Origin of the sequence: Vibrio sp. IB15 (assembly GCF_016406055.1) — a bacterium.
Classification (GTDB): Bacteria; Pseudomonadota; Gammaproteobacteria; order Enterobacterales; family Vibrionaceae; genus Vibrio; species Vibrio chagasii.
The window spans coordinates 25,114-40,749 of the sequence record NZ_JAEFCE010000012.1; the positions used below are offsets into that span (position 1 = coordinate 25,114).

The following is a 15,636-nucleotide window of genomic DNA, read 5'->3' on the forward strand; positions in this document are numbered from 1 at the left end:
TCACGTTTTATCGATTTGTATAGAGTTAAATACTGCAGCGGCTACTTTGTCGCTGCATTTCTTGTTGGCGCATTGGCATTTCATCGATGATGTTGGTGATTTTCTGCCAGTCCGTCTTACCATTCCATCTGTGCTTCTCTTTTCCGTCTTTACCAATTAATACTGCAGTGTGAGAGCCTTTGGGAATCTCATAAATGCTAGTTACTGCTTCTAAGTTAAACTCTTCCTCAAGCCAAGTAGGGACGGTGTATCCGCTTTCTGCTATCACCATGATGACAACATCTCTTTCGTCTAGCTGGCAGTTATTGATCAACACTTCATTAAGAAACTCTTTTACCACCGAGTCTTCCTCTGGTGCGAAGTAAATGACGCTGCGATGAGGCAGTGGTTGAGAATGGGAGTAAGCTGGATAAGCAAACACCGAATGAGTGGAGAGGCTAAAAATCAACACGATGCTAACAGTTATTAGCTTGAGCAAAGTTAACCAACAACTGGAAGAAGCTAAAGCGACCATTGCGGTGTTGTCGAAGCTTACGTGCGATTTGTGTTTTTGTCGGTGTAGCATAGCCAACCTCCCTTAAGTAGCCTGTTAGCTTTACTTGTATCTCTAATCGATAGCCCTTGTGTGGTGGTCACCAACGTCAAAGACGATCGTCCAGTTTGATAGACACCTATTAAGCATAGTTAGGATTACGTTAAACATGCTTAGATTTACGTTAACCATAACCAACAGGTTCATTTTTATTGGATAAAGCGACTCGCATTTTAGGGTTGAATAGAATAGGGTATACCGAAAATCTAAAGGTATGAATTTATGGAAAACATAGCTATTTTGGTCGATGTCCAAAACGTTTACTACACAACACGAGACAAATATCGTTCTAACTTTGATTACAACCAATTTTGGTATGTTGCTACGGAAGGTCGTCATGTTGTCGCAGCTCATGCGTACGCCATTTCTAGTCAAGATCCCAAGCAGCGTCAGTTCCACCATATTCTTCGCGGTGTGGGCTTTGATGTGAAATTGAAGCCATTTATTCAGCGTCGTGATGGCAGTGCAAAAGGAGACTGGGATGTGGGTATTGCCCTAGATGCCATTGAACTAGCAGAGAACGTTGATACGATCGTTCTAGTCTCTGGAGACGGGGACTTTGAGATTCTTGTGGAAAGAATAAAACAGCGCTTTGGCAAAAAAGTGGAAGTGTATGGTGTACCTGGGCTTACTGCTCAAAACCTTATCGATTCTGCCTCAAAATTTGTACCGATTGAAAAAGATTTCCTTCTATAACGGGAAACGCGCACTTTATAATTGAAAACAATAATAACGATAATTAGAATGAAAACTATTATTATTTATTGGTTTGTATGATGTCGCGCGTTTTAGTTGTTGATGATGATATTCAGTTGTGTGAATTATTGGGTGAAGTTTTAGAAAATGAGGGGTATCACGTTGATACCGTTCATTGTGGCGAGGCTGCACTAGAGTTTATCCAATCCAATCCTGTTGATTTAGTGTTGCTTGATGTGATGCTGCCTAACCTCAGCGGCATCCAAGTCGCAAGGCGCATCTGTCAGCGCTTCGCTACGCCTATCTTGATGTTAACGGCACTCAATGATGATGCATCGATGCTCGATGGTTATCAAGCAGGGGCCGATCAATACATCGCTAAACCTTTCAATGTTCCTGAGCTACTGACTCGTATCAAGGTTATCTTACGTCGAGTTGGATTTGAGCGTCAGAGGCAGTCTCTAGCTTCATCTAACCACGGTTTGTGTGAACAGATTTCCCGTTTACCCCTCACGGGCACAGAAAAAGATCTGCTTGATTATCTGATCAAGAACGACGGCATTGTTGTTTCCAAGTCAGATCTGCAAATACATGTGTTAAAGAAAGAGTTGTGTCCCTTTGATCGCAATCTAGACATGCACATCAGCAATATCCGCCGAAAATTGGTGCAGGCGGGTCTGTCGAAACAGCACATTAAAACCGTTCGTGGTAAAGGCTATAGTTACCTAGAGTCGGTTGGAGCATGAGTTCCACACTAATACGTTGCCCGGATTTCATCGCTAAGCGTAAAGACGGGTTAACCTTTCAGCTGTTCAGCTATCTGACAGTGATTCTTGTGAGTATTTTGATCTTACAAGGTGTGGCGGAAAGAGCGTTGATGAAGGCGCTCCTTAAGGTGCCAGAATCCGTCAAAGAAGAGATGCTCGACCTCGCTTATCAAGCCAATGTGTTGATCGAGGAAGGTGACATGGATGAACTCGCTGATTGGGGTAACGCCCAACGGTATTATTTGTTCGTTATTGACGAGAATAACCGCCCAATTACACACCGACACATGCATCCACACTTCGAATTTAAATTGAAGTTTCTGCGTACCTTAGATCACCAACTGAGTGACCGTGTGAGTAAGCCTATTTTTGGTTTGCCATTGGATAACGGCAGTACGTTGGTTATTCAACTTCCTCATCAGTTTCACCCTGCAAAATCCTTTGCGCCGTATTCCTACATGTTGAAAGCCGTGATCGCTTTAGTCGTATTGTCGCTGTTCTCAATCATTATGGCTAAAAGTCTGCAACAACCCCTCGACCGTTTAAGAGAGGCCAGCAGAAGATTAGCAGAAGGCGACTTCACGGTGAGTGTTGTCTCTGAATTAGATTCAACGACACGTGAATTTAACGAGCTTGCTCATGATTTTGATCACATGACATTTGAGATTAAATCTTTAGCCGAAAAGCAGCGCCGCTTGATACGAGATGTCTCTCACGAGCTCAGAACACCTTTAGCAAGGCAAAACCTCGCTCTGCATTTATTGCGTAGCAAGGTAGATGATAAGGGCGCTGGGCTGCTCGATCGTATGGAAAGTGAAACCGAAGAGATGAATAAGCTAGTGGGCGAGATCCTCGAGTTTAGCCGCTTAGAAACCTCTCGTTACGATTCCAAGCTTAGCTTGATGCAGTTAGAACAATATTGCTCAATGCTTATTGCGCAAATGCAAAACGATTTGAAACCTAATCAAACCTTAGTTGGAGATTTAGAAACACCAACGTCTATGGTCAATATAGATGAGCGGTTGCTTTTGAGAGTGATAGGGAATTTGGTTGGCAATGCAATTAAGTATGCAGGTGAGCATGCTCATATTTCGGTAACGACGTATGAAATGACTATTGACCAACGTTACAGTGTCATTTCTGTAGAAGATGATGGAGAAGGCATCCCTGATAACAAAATTGCAGGTATCTTTGACCCGTTTACTCGTATTGAATCAGCAAGAGACAAGCAGTCTGGTGGCTACGGTCTGGGCCTTGCCATCGTGAAAGAGGCAATGGTTGTGATGAATGGTCATGTCACGGCGGAGAATAGAGAAAGTGGGGGACTCAGAGTGAATCTTATGTTCCCAATTAGTGAGTCAGTTAATTAATTTTACCGCTCTGGTTATATTCCGCGGATGGTACTTCTTTAAATCCATAAAAAACGCCACAGCAAATGCTGTGGCGTTTTTTGTGTTTATAGCTAAAGCGTAGCCATTAATTACGCTTTAGCTTGAAGCAAGGCTGTTAGGTTACGCTTCTTGGCGTGATAGCTTAACTTCTTCTTCTTTCTCACCTGCTGCAGGGTCGTTGAAGCGAGACTCATCAAGAGCGCCTTCAGACTTAGCAACGATGATAGATACGGCACTATCACCTGTGATGTTTACAGCGGTACGGATCATGTCTAGAAGACGGTCAACACCCATGATTAGAGCGATACCTTCAAGCGGTAGACCGACTTGGTTCAATACCATCGCTAGCATAACCAGACCAACACCAGGAACACCTGCAGTACCTACAGACGCCAATGTCGCTGTTAGGATAACCATTAGGTAATCGCCCATAGTAAGGTCGATGTTGTATGCTTGTGCGATAAACGCAGTCGCAACACCTTGCATGATTGCAGTACCGTCCATGTTCACTGTTGCACCTAGTGGTACAGTGAATGAAGCAACTTTGTTGTCTACACCCATACGGTTCTTAGCTGTTTCCATTGTTACAGGAATCGTTGCGTTCGAAGATGCTGTTGAGAATGCAAACATGATTGCATCTTCCATTTTGCGTAGGAACGTAATAGGGCTAAGGCCAGTGAATCCTTTAAGCATCGCGCTGTAAGTCACCAAACCGTGTAGTAGTAGAGTTCCTGCAAGCACTAAGAAGTATTCTGCTAGGTTCCAAATTGCCCCCAAGCCTAAACCAGAGAACAGTTTCGCCATCAAGAAGAACACGCCGTAAGGAGCAAGGTTCATCAGTAGAGCAACAAGCTTCATGATAACTTCGTTTAGGTCTGCAAATACAGTAGCAATGCGCTCACCCGGTTTACCAGCAGCACTAATTGCGATACCAAATAACACAGCAAACACGATTACTTGTAGTGTCTTGCCCTCAGCCATCGCCTGAATAGGGTTGGTTGGGAACATATCGATGATTACTTGACCAAGAGAAGGGGCATCCGCTGATTTAAAAGAGCTCGCAGCAGTCAGATCCGCACCAGCACCAGGTTGGAACAGGTTACCGATCGTCAATGCTAGAGTGATAGCAACGGCTGTAGTACCGATATAAAGTGCAAGCGTTTTTCCACCCATACGGCCAAGAGTTGATAAGTCTTTCAGGGAACTTGTACCGCACACTAGTGAAACGAAGACTAGAGGGACAACAAGCATTTTTAAACTGGCGACAAAAATTTGTCCACCTACTTCAAAGAGTCCGTTAACGATGTAGTTGTTAACAAATCCACTTTCTGCAAAAAGGGATTGAATGGCAAATCCCGTTAATATACCTACGACCATACCAAGAATTACACGGCCAGTCAGAGACATAGGTTTTTTGGTATTCATTTAGAACACTCCTTATTATTTATAACTTTGATACCTTTTCAAAGTGAGCAGGAGATTAGCAGTCGGTTGATCAAATCGAAAAACAAAAAATGAGTTTGGAATTATAGATGTGATCAAAATCACTGATAATTGTGTAAATTAAACAAATTCAAATAAAATAATTCACCGTTGTTTAACATTTATCGAGGCTTTTATACATAAAAATGCGGAATCAAAGCTAATAAATAAGAGAAGATAAATTTTTTATCGTTTTTGGATTGTTAGATTGAGTGAGTAAATAACGCTGTTTCAAAATTTTTGATTGTCGAGATAAGGACAAGACAAGAATCACTTCTAAGTATCTGTATTAAAGCAGGTTCTGTTACATCTAATGAATAACGCTTACCAAGGCCTTTACAAAACTTTACGAATGCAAAGAATGTAAATTTAATGCAAATGGTAATAGTTATCACTTATATTCTCTCGCGAAAAGATTCAATGGTACCGGCAACGGTTCAGCGAGCACATCAAATAATTAACCATAGTGCTCGTACAAAAAGAATAAAAGCGGAGTAAAGGACATGTTTTCAAAGAGCCCATTGGCTTTAGTGATCGGCGCAGTATTAGCTTCACCAGCAGTATTGGCAGAAACAGCAAAAACAGACGAGCACATGGTTGTTGAAGGTCGTGACAAAGGTTACAAAGCCGATACGAACACAACAGCAATGCGTATGGAGGCGACTCAATTAGAGACTCCGGGACAAGTTTCAGTCATCGATGAGCAAATCATCGATGAACAACGTGCAACAACCCTAGGTGACGTTCTTAAGAATGACGCGAGTGTAAGTGCAGGTGGTACAAGCCGTAACCGTGAGCGTTTCTCATTACGTGGTTTCTCGGTAGAAAGCTCTTCGGGCTTCCTTAAAAATGGCCAGCAACATTGGTCTCACTACCGCCAACCAATCGAACTGCTAGAGCGAGTTGAAGTACTAAAGGGACCTTCTGGTCTTCTTTACGGTATTTCTGCACCAGGTGGCTTGATTAACATGGTAAGCAAGAAGCCTACTTATGATACACAAGTAAGCTTAAGCCAAGACATCGGCTCGAATGATCACTCTCGTACGACTGTTGACGTACGTGGCGCATTGAACGATGCGGAAACGCTACGTGGTCGCGCGATTCTATCCAAAGAAAGCTACGGCTCTTGGAGAACTTACGGTGACGGTACTGAACCACAGACTGAGCGTTTTGTTGGTGGTGTATTCGTTGATTACGATGTCACTGAAGACGTTACGGTTTCTGTTCATTACGACAAAACTAACGACGAAGGTAGCGTAGATTCTGGCGCTTTATACACACTAGACGGCAACCGAGTGGGTAGCGACAAGCACATCTGGGATGCACAGTGGTCACAGATCGAGAATGATGTTGAGAACGTTGGTTTTGATATTGCTGCTAACCTGACTGAAACATGGTCTTTAAAAACAGGTTTCAACTACCAAGATTTCGAACGTATCGATATGGAAAGCTACCCAAGCTTTTCAAACATGAACCCCGACGGTACGGGTACCGTGACTCAAGGTGGCAACTACCGTCATGACAAATGGCGTTTCAGAACAGCTTACGTCGATCTAACAACAACCGCTGATCTTGCTGGCACAGAGCACCAACTATTGTTTGGCGCTAACTGGCTAGGCTACAGCTATTACCGTGGTATGGATCGCTTCAGCAGCGGTGAGTACGCACCAGATGCAACAGTACCAGCACCGTCAGTGGGTCCTACATCGCTAGGTAAGATGAGTACTTACGATACTTGGGGTTTCTACATTCAAGATCTGATTACTATTAATGACGAATGGCAAGTTCTTGCGGGTGCTCGTTTCGACCGTAAAGTAAGTGATGGCGTTGCAGAAGAAAACGTTGCACCTAAGCTTGGCGTGATTTATCACCCAGCATCAAACGGTAGTATCTACGCTTCTTACTCAGAAAGTTTCGAACCACAAGGTGTTGTTTCTAGCGGAAGCCGTAACTACACCAACGATGGCGAACTTCTTGACGCAGCAACGGGTGTTTCTTATGAAGTCGGTACTAAGTGGGAACTGATGGACGAACGTCTATTCGTTTCTGGTGCGGTATTCGATATCACCCAAGAAAACATCTCAATGGATGTAGAAGACACTTCATCAGGCGATTGGACGAAGACACAAGGTGGCGAACAAGTTCACCGTGGTGCTGAGCTAGCCGCACAAGGCTTTATTTCAGAGCGCTTCTCAATGTCTGGTTCTGCGATGTACCTAGATGCGGAAATCACTAACCATGAAACATACGCAGGTAACCGCCCAGTAGACGTTCCTGAGTTCGCAGCAAGCGTTTGGTCTACTTACGCAGCAACAAATGAAGTTGATGTGAATCTAGGTCTTATCTATGAAGGTTCTCGTTACGGCGACAGTGCTAACACATTCAAAAAAGACGGCTACGCTCGTGTCGATATGGGCGCAGCATACACCCTTAAGTATGATGACTCACTCGACTTTGTTGCTCGTCTAACAGTAGAAAACGTATTTGATAAAGAATACCTAGCGGGTGGCGGTTCAACTTCTTCAAAACATCAATTTGCAGAAGATGTAGTAATCGGCGAAGGCCGCAACTACATGGCGACTTTACAGGTAAAATACTAATTTGTTAGTAGGGTACTATTGGTAGCTTAAATGCTAAGGGGGAAGTTTCGGCTTTCCCCTTTCGTGATTCTACTATTTAGTAAAAATATCCCTAGTAATGCGAGTGACTTTTAATGATAATGAGACTGCTTATCAATAAAATTCATTTAAACTTCTTCTATAGTAAATGACTACAATTATGAATCTTTTAAAATCTAGCCTAGCGCTTGCCATCAGTTTGGTTGCAACGTCTTCTATGGCCAATAGCTTGGATCAAGCTCAATCAATTCAAAACAAGACCAATAACGCATCGGCTTCAAGCCAAAAAGTTATTGATAAAAGCTCCCAAGCAACTCTAATGCTGCAAGCTGAAATTGAGCGTCTTCAAGAAGAAGTTAAAAACCTAGAAATCTATCATGATCACCTAGCTGCTCTGGTTGAAAGCCAAAATCAAGAAGCTGATAGTATTGAAGGGCAGATCGAAGAAATTAAATACACGCGCCAAGGTGTGGTGCCTTTGATGTATCAAATGATCGATGGCCTGCAACAGCTGGTAGAAAAAGACGTACCGATTAAGAAAGAGCAGCGTCTAGAGAGAGTTGAAAAGCTTCAAGCAATGATGACTCGTGCAGACGTAAGTGATGCTGAGAAATATCGTCGTATTCTAGAGGCGTACCAAATTGAGATGGACTACGGCATTAAGCTTGGTTCATACCAAGGTCGCGTAGAACTGGCGAGCGATAAAACGATTGAAGCAGATGTACTTCACTTAGGACGTATCTCTTTAGTTGCTCGTAACTTAAATGGCAGCCAGTACTGGGCTTGGAATCAAACAGCTGCTCAATGGCAAGAAGTTGATTCTTCGTTGAAGTCTGAGCTCGATAAAGCGTACGATATTGCTAGCCAACAAGCGGCTCCAAGCTTGATTACTTTACCTGTTTCTTTAACTGTTGCGGAGGTTAAGTAATGAACTTAAAGCCATTAGCAGCATTGCTTTGCATCACGTCTATTTCCTTTTCTGCTTTCTCTGCTTCTGATTCAACGGCTCAGTTAGTGAACAAAGCGAAGTCAGAAAATCGCACTCAAGCTTCTCACAATGTAGTTCGTGAAGCTGGCTTTAAAAAGACTGAACAAGAACTGAAAGCAATCAAAGCACAACTTGAAGCGAAACGTACATCGGTTCAAAACGCAACAGACGTTCTTACTAAAACGTTTAGCGATAACGAAAATAAGCTGGCTCGTTTAGAAGAGAAGCTGCGCTTAGAAACAGGTAGCCTTGGTGAGCTGTTTGGTGTGGTTCGTCAAAACGCGAAAGAACTGGGCGCAGAGCTTAGCTCAACAGTAAACAGCGTTGATCGCGCTGAGCACACAGCGACCGTTGAACAAATTATCGATGCGAAATCATTACCATCAATGCCTCAGCTTTCTGGCTTGTGGATGAGTATGGTAGAGCAGATTCAAGCGAGCTCTGAGCTTAGCAAATCTCAAATTGCTTTCATTAATGGTGAAGGTAATACACAAAATGTTGATGCTTATCGCTTAGGCTCGATTGGCCTAGTGACAGATCAAGGTTACGTTAGCTGGAACACTCAGCGTGAAGACGCAATCGCATACCGTAAACAGCCAGATAATGGTCCAACGCTAACATCACTTTCTTCACTGGCAAATGGTGAAGTAGCAAATGTTGTTGTCGATCCTTCACGTGGATTCATGTTGGAGCAGTTGGCGCTAACACCTAACCTATCTGATCGCCTTCAAGCGGGTGGTGTAGTTGGTAAAGTGATTCTTGGCCTACTGGCTATTGGTTTAATTATCGCCTTAGTGCGTGGCGTGTCTCTATCGATTGCTCGTCAGAAAATTCGTGCGCAGCTTAAGAACCCTGAGCAAGCGGGTGACAACCCATTAGGTCGCGTTCTTGTCGTGTACAACAAAGAGCAAAACCAAACGGTTGAAGCGTTAGAGTTACGTCTTTTAGAAGCGGTTGTTGATGAGCAGACTCACCTAGAGAAAGGTCTATCAATGCTTAAGCTATTGGCAGCGCTAGCACCAATGTTAGGTCTTCTAGGTACAGTAACGGGTATGATCGAAACGTTCCAAGTGATCACACAGTTTGGCAATGGCGATCCGAAAGTGATGGCGGGCGGTATTTCGATGGCGCTTGTAACAACCGTACTTGGTCTTGTTGCTGCAATGCCTCTTCTATTGGCACACAACATTCTTAGCACTCAAGCAGAAAACATTCGTAATATTCTTGAGAAGCAAGGTATTGGTCTTGTTGCGGAGCAGGCGGAAAAAACGGTTGAATCAAAAGCTGTGGTTTCACCAGTTGGGACTGCTGCGTAATGGATATTTTGTCGGGTTCTCTATTACCAGCGAGTTGGTTAACGAGTGACTGGCTGCTGTCTTTATCAAGCTTTATGGAGCAGGGCGGTTTCGTCTTGTGGTGGCTAGCGGCTGTTGTCCTAGTGTATTGGGTGCTTGTGGTAGAGCGCGTGTTATATCTCGCGTTCTACTTTCCAAAGCAGCGCCAAGCTTGGATTACTAAGTGGCATGAAAGAGAAGAGCACTCTTCTTGGCATGCCAAAGCCATTCGTGAAGGTTGGTTAGGGCAAGCTAGTATTTTACTTAACCAGAACTTGAATTTTATTAAGCTGTTAGTCGCTATTTGTCCGATGTTGGGTTTGTTAGGTACTGTCACCGGTATGATCTCTGTTTTTGATGTGATGGCGACTCAAGGTAGCAGTGACCCTAAATTGATGGCTTCAGGTATATCGTTGGCAACACTGCCAACCATGGCGGGTATGGTTGCTGCATTAGCGGGCATGTTTGTTCATGCTCGTTTAGCGAAAGTGTGTAACCGCTTAGAATTGAAATTAGAAAAATCTTTAAGGAGTCAACGATGAGACTCGGTCGACGTCATTCTAAAAACGAAGAGGCTCAAATAGACCTTACTTCGATGCTTGATATTGTATTTATCATGCTTATTTTCTTTATTGTGACCAGTTCATTTGTTCGTGAATCAGGGGTGGAAGTTAATCGCCCACAAGCGTCTAACGTAGTCAGCCAAAAGGATGCGGGCATCTTTGTTGCGATTACTTCTGCGAATGACATCTTCATCGATAAACGCGTTGTTGATGTTGAACGTGTCCAAGCGACGTTAGAGCACTTGTTGCTAGAACAACCTGATGCTTCTTTGGTTATTCAAGCGGATGAACACGCTTACAACGGTACGGTTGTTAAAGTGATGGACGCTGCGAAAGGTGCGGGTGTTAAAAACATTGCGCTTGCTGCTGAAAAGCGATGATCTTGGAGGATCTTCATAAATGATTCGCCTATTTCTTGCTTTACCGCTAGCGGGCGCATTGGGCTTAGCTCTGTTTTCTTTTATGGCTTGGATGGTCGATAATGGTCACCAACGTTCACCTGATGATAGCGAGACGTTGAGTTTCAACATGGTAATGGTGGAACAAGAACAAGAAGTCCAAAGAAGACAACGTGCAGTCCCTGAAAAACCAGAAATGCCAGAGCCGCCACCGGAAGCGCAAACGTCTCAGTCACAAGCTGAAGTTACGCCTCTGAACTCGATGTCTTCACTGCCGTCGTTAGATTTGAATACATCGATTGATGGCCTAGCGATTAACGCTCCGACATTTTCTGATTTTGGGTCAAACCAACAGGCAATGCCTCTGTATCGAGTTGAACCTCGTTACCCAGCGAAAGCGCTTAAGCGCGGGGCTGAAGGCTTTGTTACATTGAGTTTTACTATCGATGAAACAGGCCGACCGATGGATATTCAAGTCACGGATGCAAACCCGCGTCGTATGTTCGAGCGTGAAGCGATACGTGCTATGAAAAAATACAAGTATCAGCCTAAGGTTGTTGATGGTAAAGCGACCCCTCAATTTGGACAAACATTTACCTTTGAATTCAAGTTGGCAAAATGATGAAACAGATATGGATATTAGTGGGCTTGTTGTTAATGCCCCTTACAACACAGGCACAAGAGCTAACCCAATATACTGCTATTCGTGTTCAAAAGGCTCATAAGCTTGCTCAAGATGAACAGGTTAAACAGGCCATTGACCTACTTGCAGGCTTGGAGCTATCTAAAGGCTATGACAAAGCGTACGTAGCTCGTATGCTGGGTGTGTTTTACTGGCAAGATGGCAAAACCGATAAGGCAATTAAGCAGCTTACTTACGCCGTAGACACTAATTTGCTGGTCGATGAACAAGCTTGGGTTACGAAGCGTATGCTTGCTGATCTCTTATTAAACGATCAGCAGTTCAAAAACGCGCTTCCACATTACTATGAGTTAGTTAAAACAGCGCCAGAGGCAGAAAAGAAAGACGTGCTTTGGATGCGAATTGCACAAGCGGAATACCAAATCGAAAACTGGTCAAAAGTACTGGTTGCTATTGGTAATCGTAACAAGTTCAATGCAAAACCAGAACTGTCGCCTCTATCGCTAAAACTGGGTGCGCAACTACAGTTAAAGCAGTGGAAGCAATCTATTCCAACACTGGAAAGCCTAATTGAACTTCAACCAGAAAAAGACAACTGGTGGCGTCAGCTTGTGGGCATTCAGTTAAGACTAGAGCGCAACCGTGATGCATTGAACACGTTAGCGTTGGCAGATCTTCAAGGTGTGGAGCTGAAAAACTCAGACCGCAGACTATTGGCTCAGCTTTATGCTAAACGAGGCATTCCAGAGCGCGCTGCTCAAGAGATCGCAAAGCTAGATGATGCGAACAGCGATGTTCAACTTCTGGCTGAGCAAGCAACTTACTGGCAGTTGGCGAAAGAGTGGGACAGTGCTATTGAAGTGTGGACGTTAGCGTCTAAAAAAGACACGCAATATCATTGGAACGTGGCTCAGTTACTGGTGCAGCAAGGTTACTACGATCGTGCTCTGGTTGTTTTGGATAAAGTGAAAGACAAGAACAAGCAAGCTGATGTTGCTTTAGCGAAAGTACGTTCATGGTACAAGCTAAAGAATCTTGATAATGCTCTTGCTCAAGCGAAACGCGCGAACAACATTGAGCCTTCTTCTGAAGCAAAAGGTTGGATTAAATATCTGACTCAGCTAAGAACAGTGAGTGATAACGGCAACGTTTAACTGCTAATAGCACAACAGAAGACAAGAGAAAGTTATATTGAGAAAAGGGTGTCATTTGATGGGTCAAATGACACCCTTTTTAATTTTTGGCGGCTATAGTTCTTTAATCTTTGGCGGCTATAGTTCTTTAATCTTTGTCTTTCCAGTGTGTCGATTAAGGCTCGCACATCGTGCCGCTGGACGTAGCACTTTGAATTACGCCACTGGTATCAGCGACCCAATTAATGGTGCAGTCACGATAAGGGTTTTTGAAGGCGTGTACTGTATAACCATTATCTAACGGCTTCTTGGTTTCAATCCAAGCATAGTTTCGAGACGCCCAAAAACTGATAGGGCGTGACCGTTCGGTGAGATAACGTTCTTGTACATCGGTTATGTCTGAACCGATGTATTGTTGAATATGTTCTTCCGTGCTGGTTATTTGGCTGGTACACGCCGTTGCTAGCACAGCTAAAGCCAAAACAATAATACGCATTTCAAATCCTTTTAAGCTTCATTAGCTATCATCAAACCAGTGATCAAATAGTCCCAACTTTCAATCCTTAAAGCCACAACTGTTACCTTAAATCCATCTCAATCAAGCATGTTGAGATTGAGGTTTTTTGAGCTTTGACCTGTTATCGATAAGCTCTGATAGAACGAATCAAATCTCTTAAGTACACGTTAGTAAGAATATGCATATAGTTCGATGACTTCCCATGTAATGTTATGTAAATTTCCTTACGCCGCTCAGCAAACGTAAACAATGTAAATTGAATGCCAATACGAATGATTATCAACTAAATTGTCGCCATAAAATTTATAGGTATTGGTTTGTATGTCGTTAAAAAGTAGGGCGGTTCAGTCATGGGCTCGTCGACTGCATGTTTATATTTCTATGGCGCTTCTGTTCGTGGTTCTTTTTTTCTCAGTGACAGGTATAACCCTGAACCGACCTGAGTTATTTGAATCAAGCCAACCCAATATCCAACGCTCTACGCTAACGCTTCCTACAAGTTTATTTACGGTCCAAGACGGACGTTTAAAAGCTGACGAGACAGCCTTTGAAACGTTTCTGTTTGAAGAAGCCAATCTGTCTGGTGTTCCTTCAGGCTTGGACATCTACGCAGAGATTGAAGACGGTGAGTTGCTCATCGGTGAAGTGTCTATGGACTTCAAAGGACCAGGCTACAACGCTTCCGTGTTTGTTGACGTCACGTCTGAATTTGTAGAAGTCGAAACTACGAATTACGGCGTTATCGCATTGTTGAACGATCTACATAAAGGTCGTAACAGCGGTGAAGTATGGAAATGGTTTATCGATATCACTGCGCTACTGATGATCTTCTTTGTGCTTACCGGCGTGTGCTTACTGTTACCTAAGAAAAAGACGCTTAATACCTCCATCAAATGGACGATGTTTGGGTCTGCAATCTCACTTGTTATCTATTTTGTCGCCGTGCCTTAACGCTTGATTCGATTGATGAATCGGATTGAAGAACGAACTTAAGGTTAAACGGATTTAAAAGGTTGTTAAACATGAAAAAAATGAACTGGAGCAAGGCGCTTCTTGCTTTATCTCTTTTGCCAAGCCTAGGTATGGCACAAGCGATTCCTGATACGGCAAAACTTGATGTCAGCTTTGAGCTTCCAAAGATTGATACGTCTATGTATGCACTTCCTTATGTGGCGGTGTGGGTAGAGAACAGCGAACGAAAGTCAGTGAAAACCATCGAGCTTTGGGTCGGTAAAGATGAATGGCTTAAAGATCTGCGTAGCTGGTGGAGAAAGGTTGGCCGTTACGATCGTGAACTGGTTGATGCTGTAACGTCTGCAACGCGTCCTGCTGGTCAGTACCGTTTCGTTTGGGATGGCAAGAGCGACAGCGGTGAAACGTTAGAACAAGGTGAGTACACGGTTCATATCGAAGTGGTTCGCGAACACGGTGGCCGTAACTACCTTCGTCAAAAAGTATCACTCACAGATTCAAACGCATCTTACGAATTAAAAGCAACGGAAGAGACGGGTGAAATCACCCTGAACTACATCGCTAAATAGTAACTGCGAACAGCAACTAGTAAGTACGAACTAAAACCAAGCTGAACAGAATAGACAGTGGTCATCGTAGGCTCAGATAGAGCGACACGGCTAACAATTATAAATAATGGAATTGAACATGATGAAACAAACAAAAATTAAAGCACTTGCTCTAGCAGGTGTGATGGCATTTGGCTTAGCAGCAACGACAACAGCACAAGCTCACCCACGTTGGATTCTGCCATCTCACTTCACTGTATCTAAAGAAGGTGGTGATTGGCTAACGTTCGACGTTACTGCGTCTCACGGTACGTTTGTTTTTGATAAGCCTGCAGGCAGCGAAAATGCTCATGTCATCATGCCTGATGGCCGCAGCGAGCGTCCTAACTTTGTGATTCGTGGCAAGCGTCGTTCAATCTTCGACTTCTATTTTGAAGAAGAAGGTACACACAAAGTGGCAATCAACAACTATCCGTCTTACTACACACAGTACAAAGCGGGCCGTCGCGACACCGTGAAGTGGATTAAAGCAAACAAAGCAGAGCGTGATTCAGTACTACCAGAAAAAGCACGTGACGTGGTAACACAAATCAGCTTCACTCGTGCAGAAAGCTACATCACGGTAGGTAAGCCAACGGATTCAGTGTTCAAAATTGAAGGCAAGCTACTTGAGATGAAGCCAGTGACTCACCCTTCAGACATCGTTGAAGGAGAACCAGTAACATTCCAATTCTTCTACAACGGTGAGATCCAGAAAGACGTGAAAGCGGAGATTACTCGTGAAGGTACGCTTTACCGCAACCACCAAGAGCAGATTGATGTGGTGAGTGATGAGAACGGTGAAATCACGTTTACTCCAGACGTAGCGGGTCGTTACGTAATGAAAGCGAACTACAAAGGTGAGTTGATTGACAACCCACTGGCAGACAAAGCAAGCGCGAACGTTCACCTAACGTTCGAAGCACTGCTTCAATAGTCTGTGATATCGGGCCTT

16 protein-coding genes are annotated in these 15,636 nt (G+C 43.7%); 13 read left to right on the top strand and 3 right to left on the bottom strand.

All coding sequences use genetic code 11. From position 1 onward, the window contains the following. Positions 1 to 25: 25 nt before the first annotated feature. Entirely contained in the window at positions 26 to 514 is a 489-nt protein-coding gene (locus JC606_RS06370) for a DUF4174 domain-containing protein (protein ID WP_390903409.1), read from the bottom strand. Between the two features lie 300 nt (positions 515 to 814). Here JC606_RS06370 and JC606_RS06375 point away from each other — a divergent pair, with 300 nt between their 5' ends. The 3 genes from JC606_RS06375 (at position 815) to JC606_RS06385 (ending at position 3,425) form a co-directional block, all read left to right on the top strand. Continuing rightward, positions 815 to 1,288, top strand: coding sequence for a LabA-like NYN domain-containing protein (locus JC606_RS06375; protein WP_061030885.1), 474 nt, complete (start codon positions 815 to 817; stop codon positions 1,286 to 1,288). An 80-nt stretch (positions 1,289 to 1,368) separates the two neighbouring features. After that, positions 1,369 to 2,034, top strand: a complete 666-nt coding sequence (locus tag JC606_RS06380) for a response regulator transcription factor (RefSeq protein ID WP_032498470.1) — start codon at positions 1,369 to 1,371, stop codon at positions 2,032 to 2,034. After that, positions 2,031 to 3,425, top strand: coding sequence for a sensor histidine kinase (locus tag JC606_RS06385; RefSeq protein WP_137407434.1), 1,395 nt, complete (start codon positions 2,031 to 2,033; stop codon positions 3,423 to 3,425). The genes JC606_RS06380 and JC606_RS06385 overlap by 4 nt, the downstream gene beginning before the upstream one ends. A 141-nt stretch (positions 3,426 to 3,566) precedes the next feature. On the opposite strand, the gene JC606_RS06390 is transcribed toward JC606_RS06385, so the two are convergent. After that, entirely contained in the window at positions 3,567 to 4,871 is a 1,305-nt protein-coding gene (locus tag JC606_RS06390) for a dicarboxylate/amino acid:cation symporter (RefSeq protein ID WP_137407433.1), read from the bottom strand. Positions 4,872 to 5,431: 560 nt separating this feature from the next. Between JC606_RS06390 and JC606_RS06395 the strand changes: the two genes are divergently transcribed. From JC606_RS06395 to JC606_RS06425, 7 genes are all read left to right on the top strand, one after another. After that, positions 5,432 to 7,528: a TonB-dependent siderophore receptor gene (locus tag JC606_RS06395; RefSeq protein WP_137407432.1), complete on the top strand. Its 2,097-nt coding sequence runs from the start codon at positions 5,432 to 5,434 to the stop codon at positions 7,526 to 7,528. A 178-nt stretch (positions 7,529 to 7,706) separates the two neighbouring features. Then, a complete protein-coding gene (locus JC606_RS06400; RefSeq protein WP_137407431.1) occupies positions 7,707 to 8,474 on the top strand; it encodes a DUF3450 domain-containing protein in 768 nt (255 codons plus the stop codon). Then, positions 8,474 to 9,850: a MotA/TolQ/ExbB proton channel family protein gene (locus tag JC606_RS06405; protein ID WP_137407430.1), complete on the top strand. Its 1,377-nt coding sequence runs from the start codon at positions 8,474 to 8,476 to the stop codon at positions 9,848 to 9,850. Before JC606_RS06400 ends, JC606_RS06405 begins: the two co-directional genes overlap by 1 nt. Then, a complete protein-coding gene (locus JC606_RS06410) occupies positions 9,850 to 10,410 on the top strand; it encodes a MotA/TolQ/ExbB proton channel family protein (RefSeq protein ID WP_019822786.1) in 561 nt (186 codons plus the stop codon). The genes JC606_RS06405 and JC606_RS06410 overlap by 1 nt, the downstream gene beginning before the upstream one ends. Next, positions 10,407 to 10,811: an ExbD/TolR family protein gene (locus JC606_RS06415; RefSeq protein ID WP_004731145.1), complete on the top strand. Its 405-nt coding sequence runs from the start codon at positions 10,407 to 10,409 to the stop codon at positions 10,809 to 10,811. The genes JC606_RS06410 and JC606_RS06415 overlap by 4 nt, the downstream gene beginning before the upstream one ends. A gap of 19 nt (positions 10,812 to 10,830) precedes the next feature. Continuing rightward, on the top strand, positions 10,831 to 11,451 hold the full coding sequence (locus JC606_RS06420; protein ID WP_137407429.1) for an energy transducer TonB: 621 nt from the start codon (positions 10,831 to 10,833) through the stop codon (positions 11,449 to 11,451). Continuing rightward, positions 11,448 to 12,626 carry a tetratricopeptide repeat protein gene (locus JC606_RS06425; RefSeq protein ID WP_137407428.1) on the top strand — a complete coding sequence of 393 codons (1,179 nt, stop codon included), beginning with the start codon at positions 11,448 to 11,450 and terminating at the stop codon, positions 12,624 to 12,626. Before JC606_RS06420 ends, JC606_RS06425 begins: the two co-directional genes overlap by 4 nt. Before the next feature lie 154 nt (positions 12,627 to 12,780). Here JC606_RS06425 and JC606_RS06430 read toward each other — a convergent pair whose 3' ends face one another. Continuing rightward, positions 12,781 to 13,101: a hypothetical protein gene (locus tag JC606_RS06430; RefSeq protein WP_137407427.1), complete on the bottom strand. Its 321-nt coding sequence runs from the start codon at positions 13,099 to 13,101 to the stop codon at positions 12,781 to 12,783. Positions 13,102 to 13,443: 342 nt separating this feature from the next. Between JC606_RS06430 and JC606_RS06435 the strand changes: the two genes are divergently transcribed. The 3 genes from JC606_RS06435 to JC606_RS06445 all read left to right on the top strand — a co-directional run bounded on the left by JC606_RS06435 (position 13,444) and on the right by JC606_RS06445 (position 15,618). Next, positions 13,444 to 14,073, top strand: coding sequence for a PepSY-associated TM helix domain-containing protein (locus tag JC606_RS06435; RefSeq protein WP_137407426.1), 630 nt, complete (start codon positions 13,444 to 13,446; stop codon positions 14,071 to 14,073). Positions 14,074 to 14,144: 71 nt separating this feature from the next. Then, complete coding sequence (locus JC606_RS06440) at positions 14,145 to 14,663, top strand: DUF2271 domain-containing protein (protein WP_198778242.1); 519 nt, start codon at positions 14,145 to 14,147, stop codon at positions 14,661 to 14,663. A gap of 118 nt (positions 14,664 to 14,781) precedes the next feature. Beyond that, positions 14,782 to 15,618: a DUF4198 domain-containing protein gene (locus tag JC606_RS06445; RefSeq protein ID WP_019822774.1), complete on the top strand. Its 837-nt coding sequence runs from the start codon at positions 14,782 to 14,784 to the stop codon at positions 15,616 to 15,618. Positions 15,619 to 15,636: the final 18 nt, after the last annotated feature.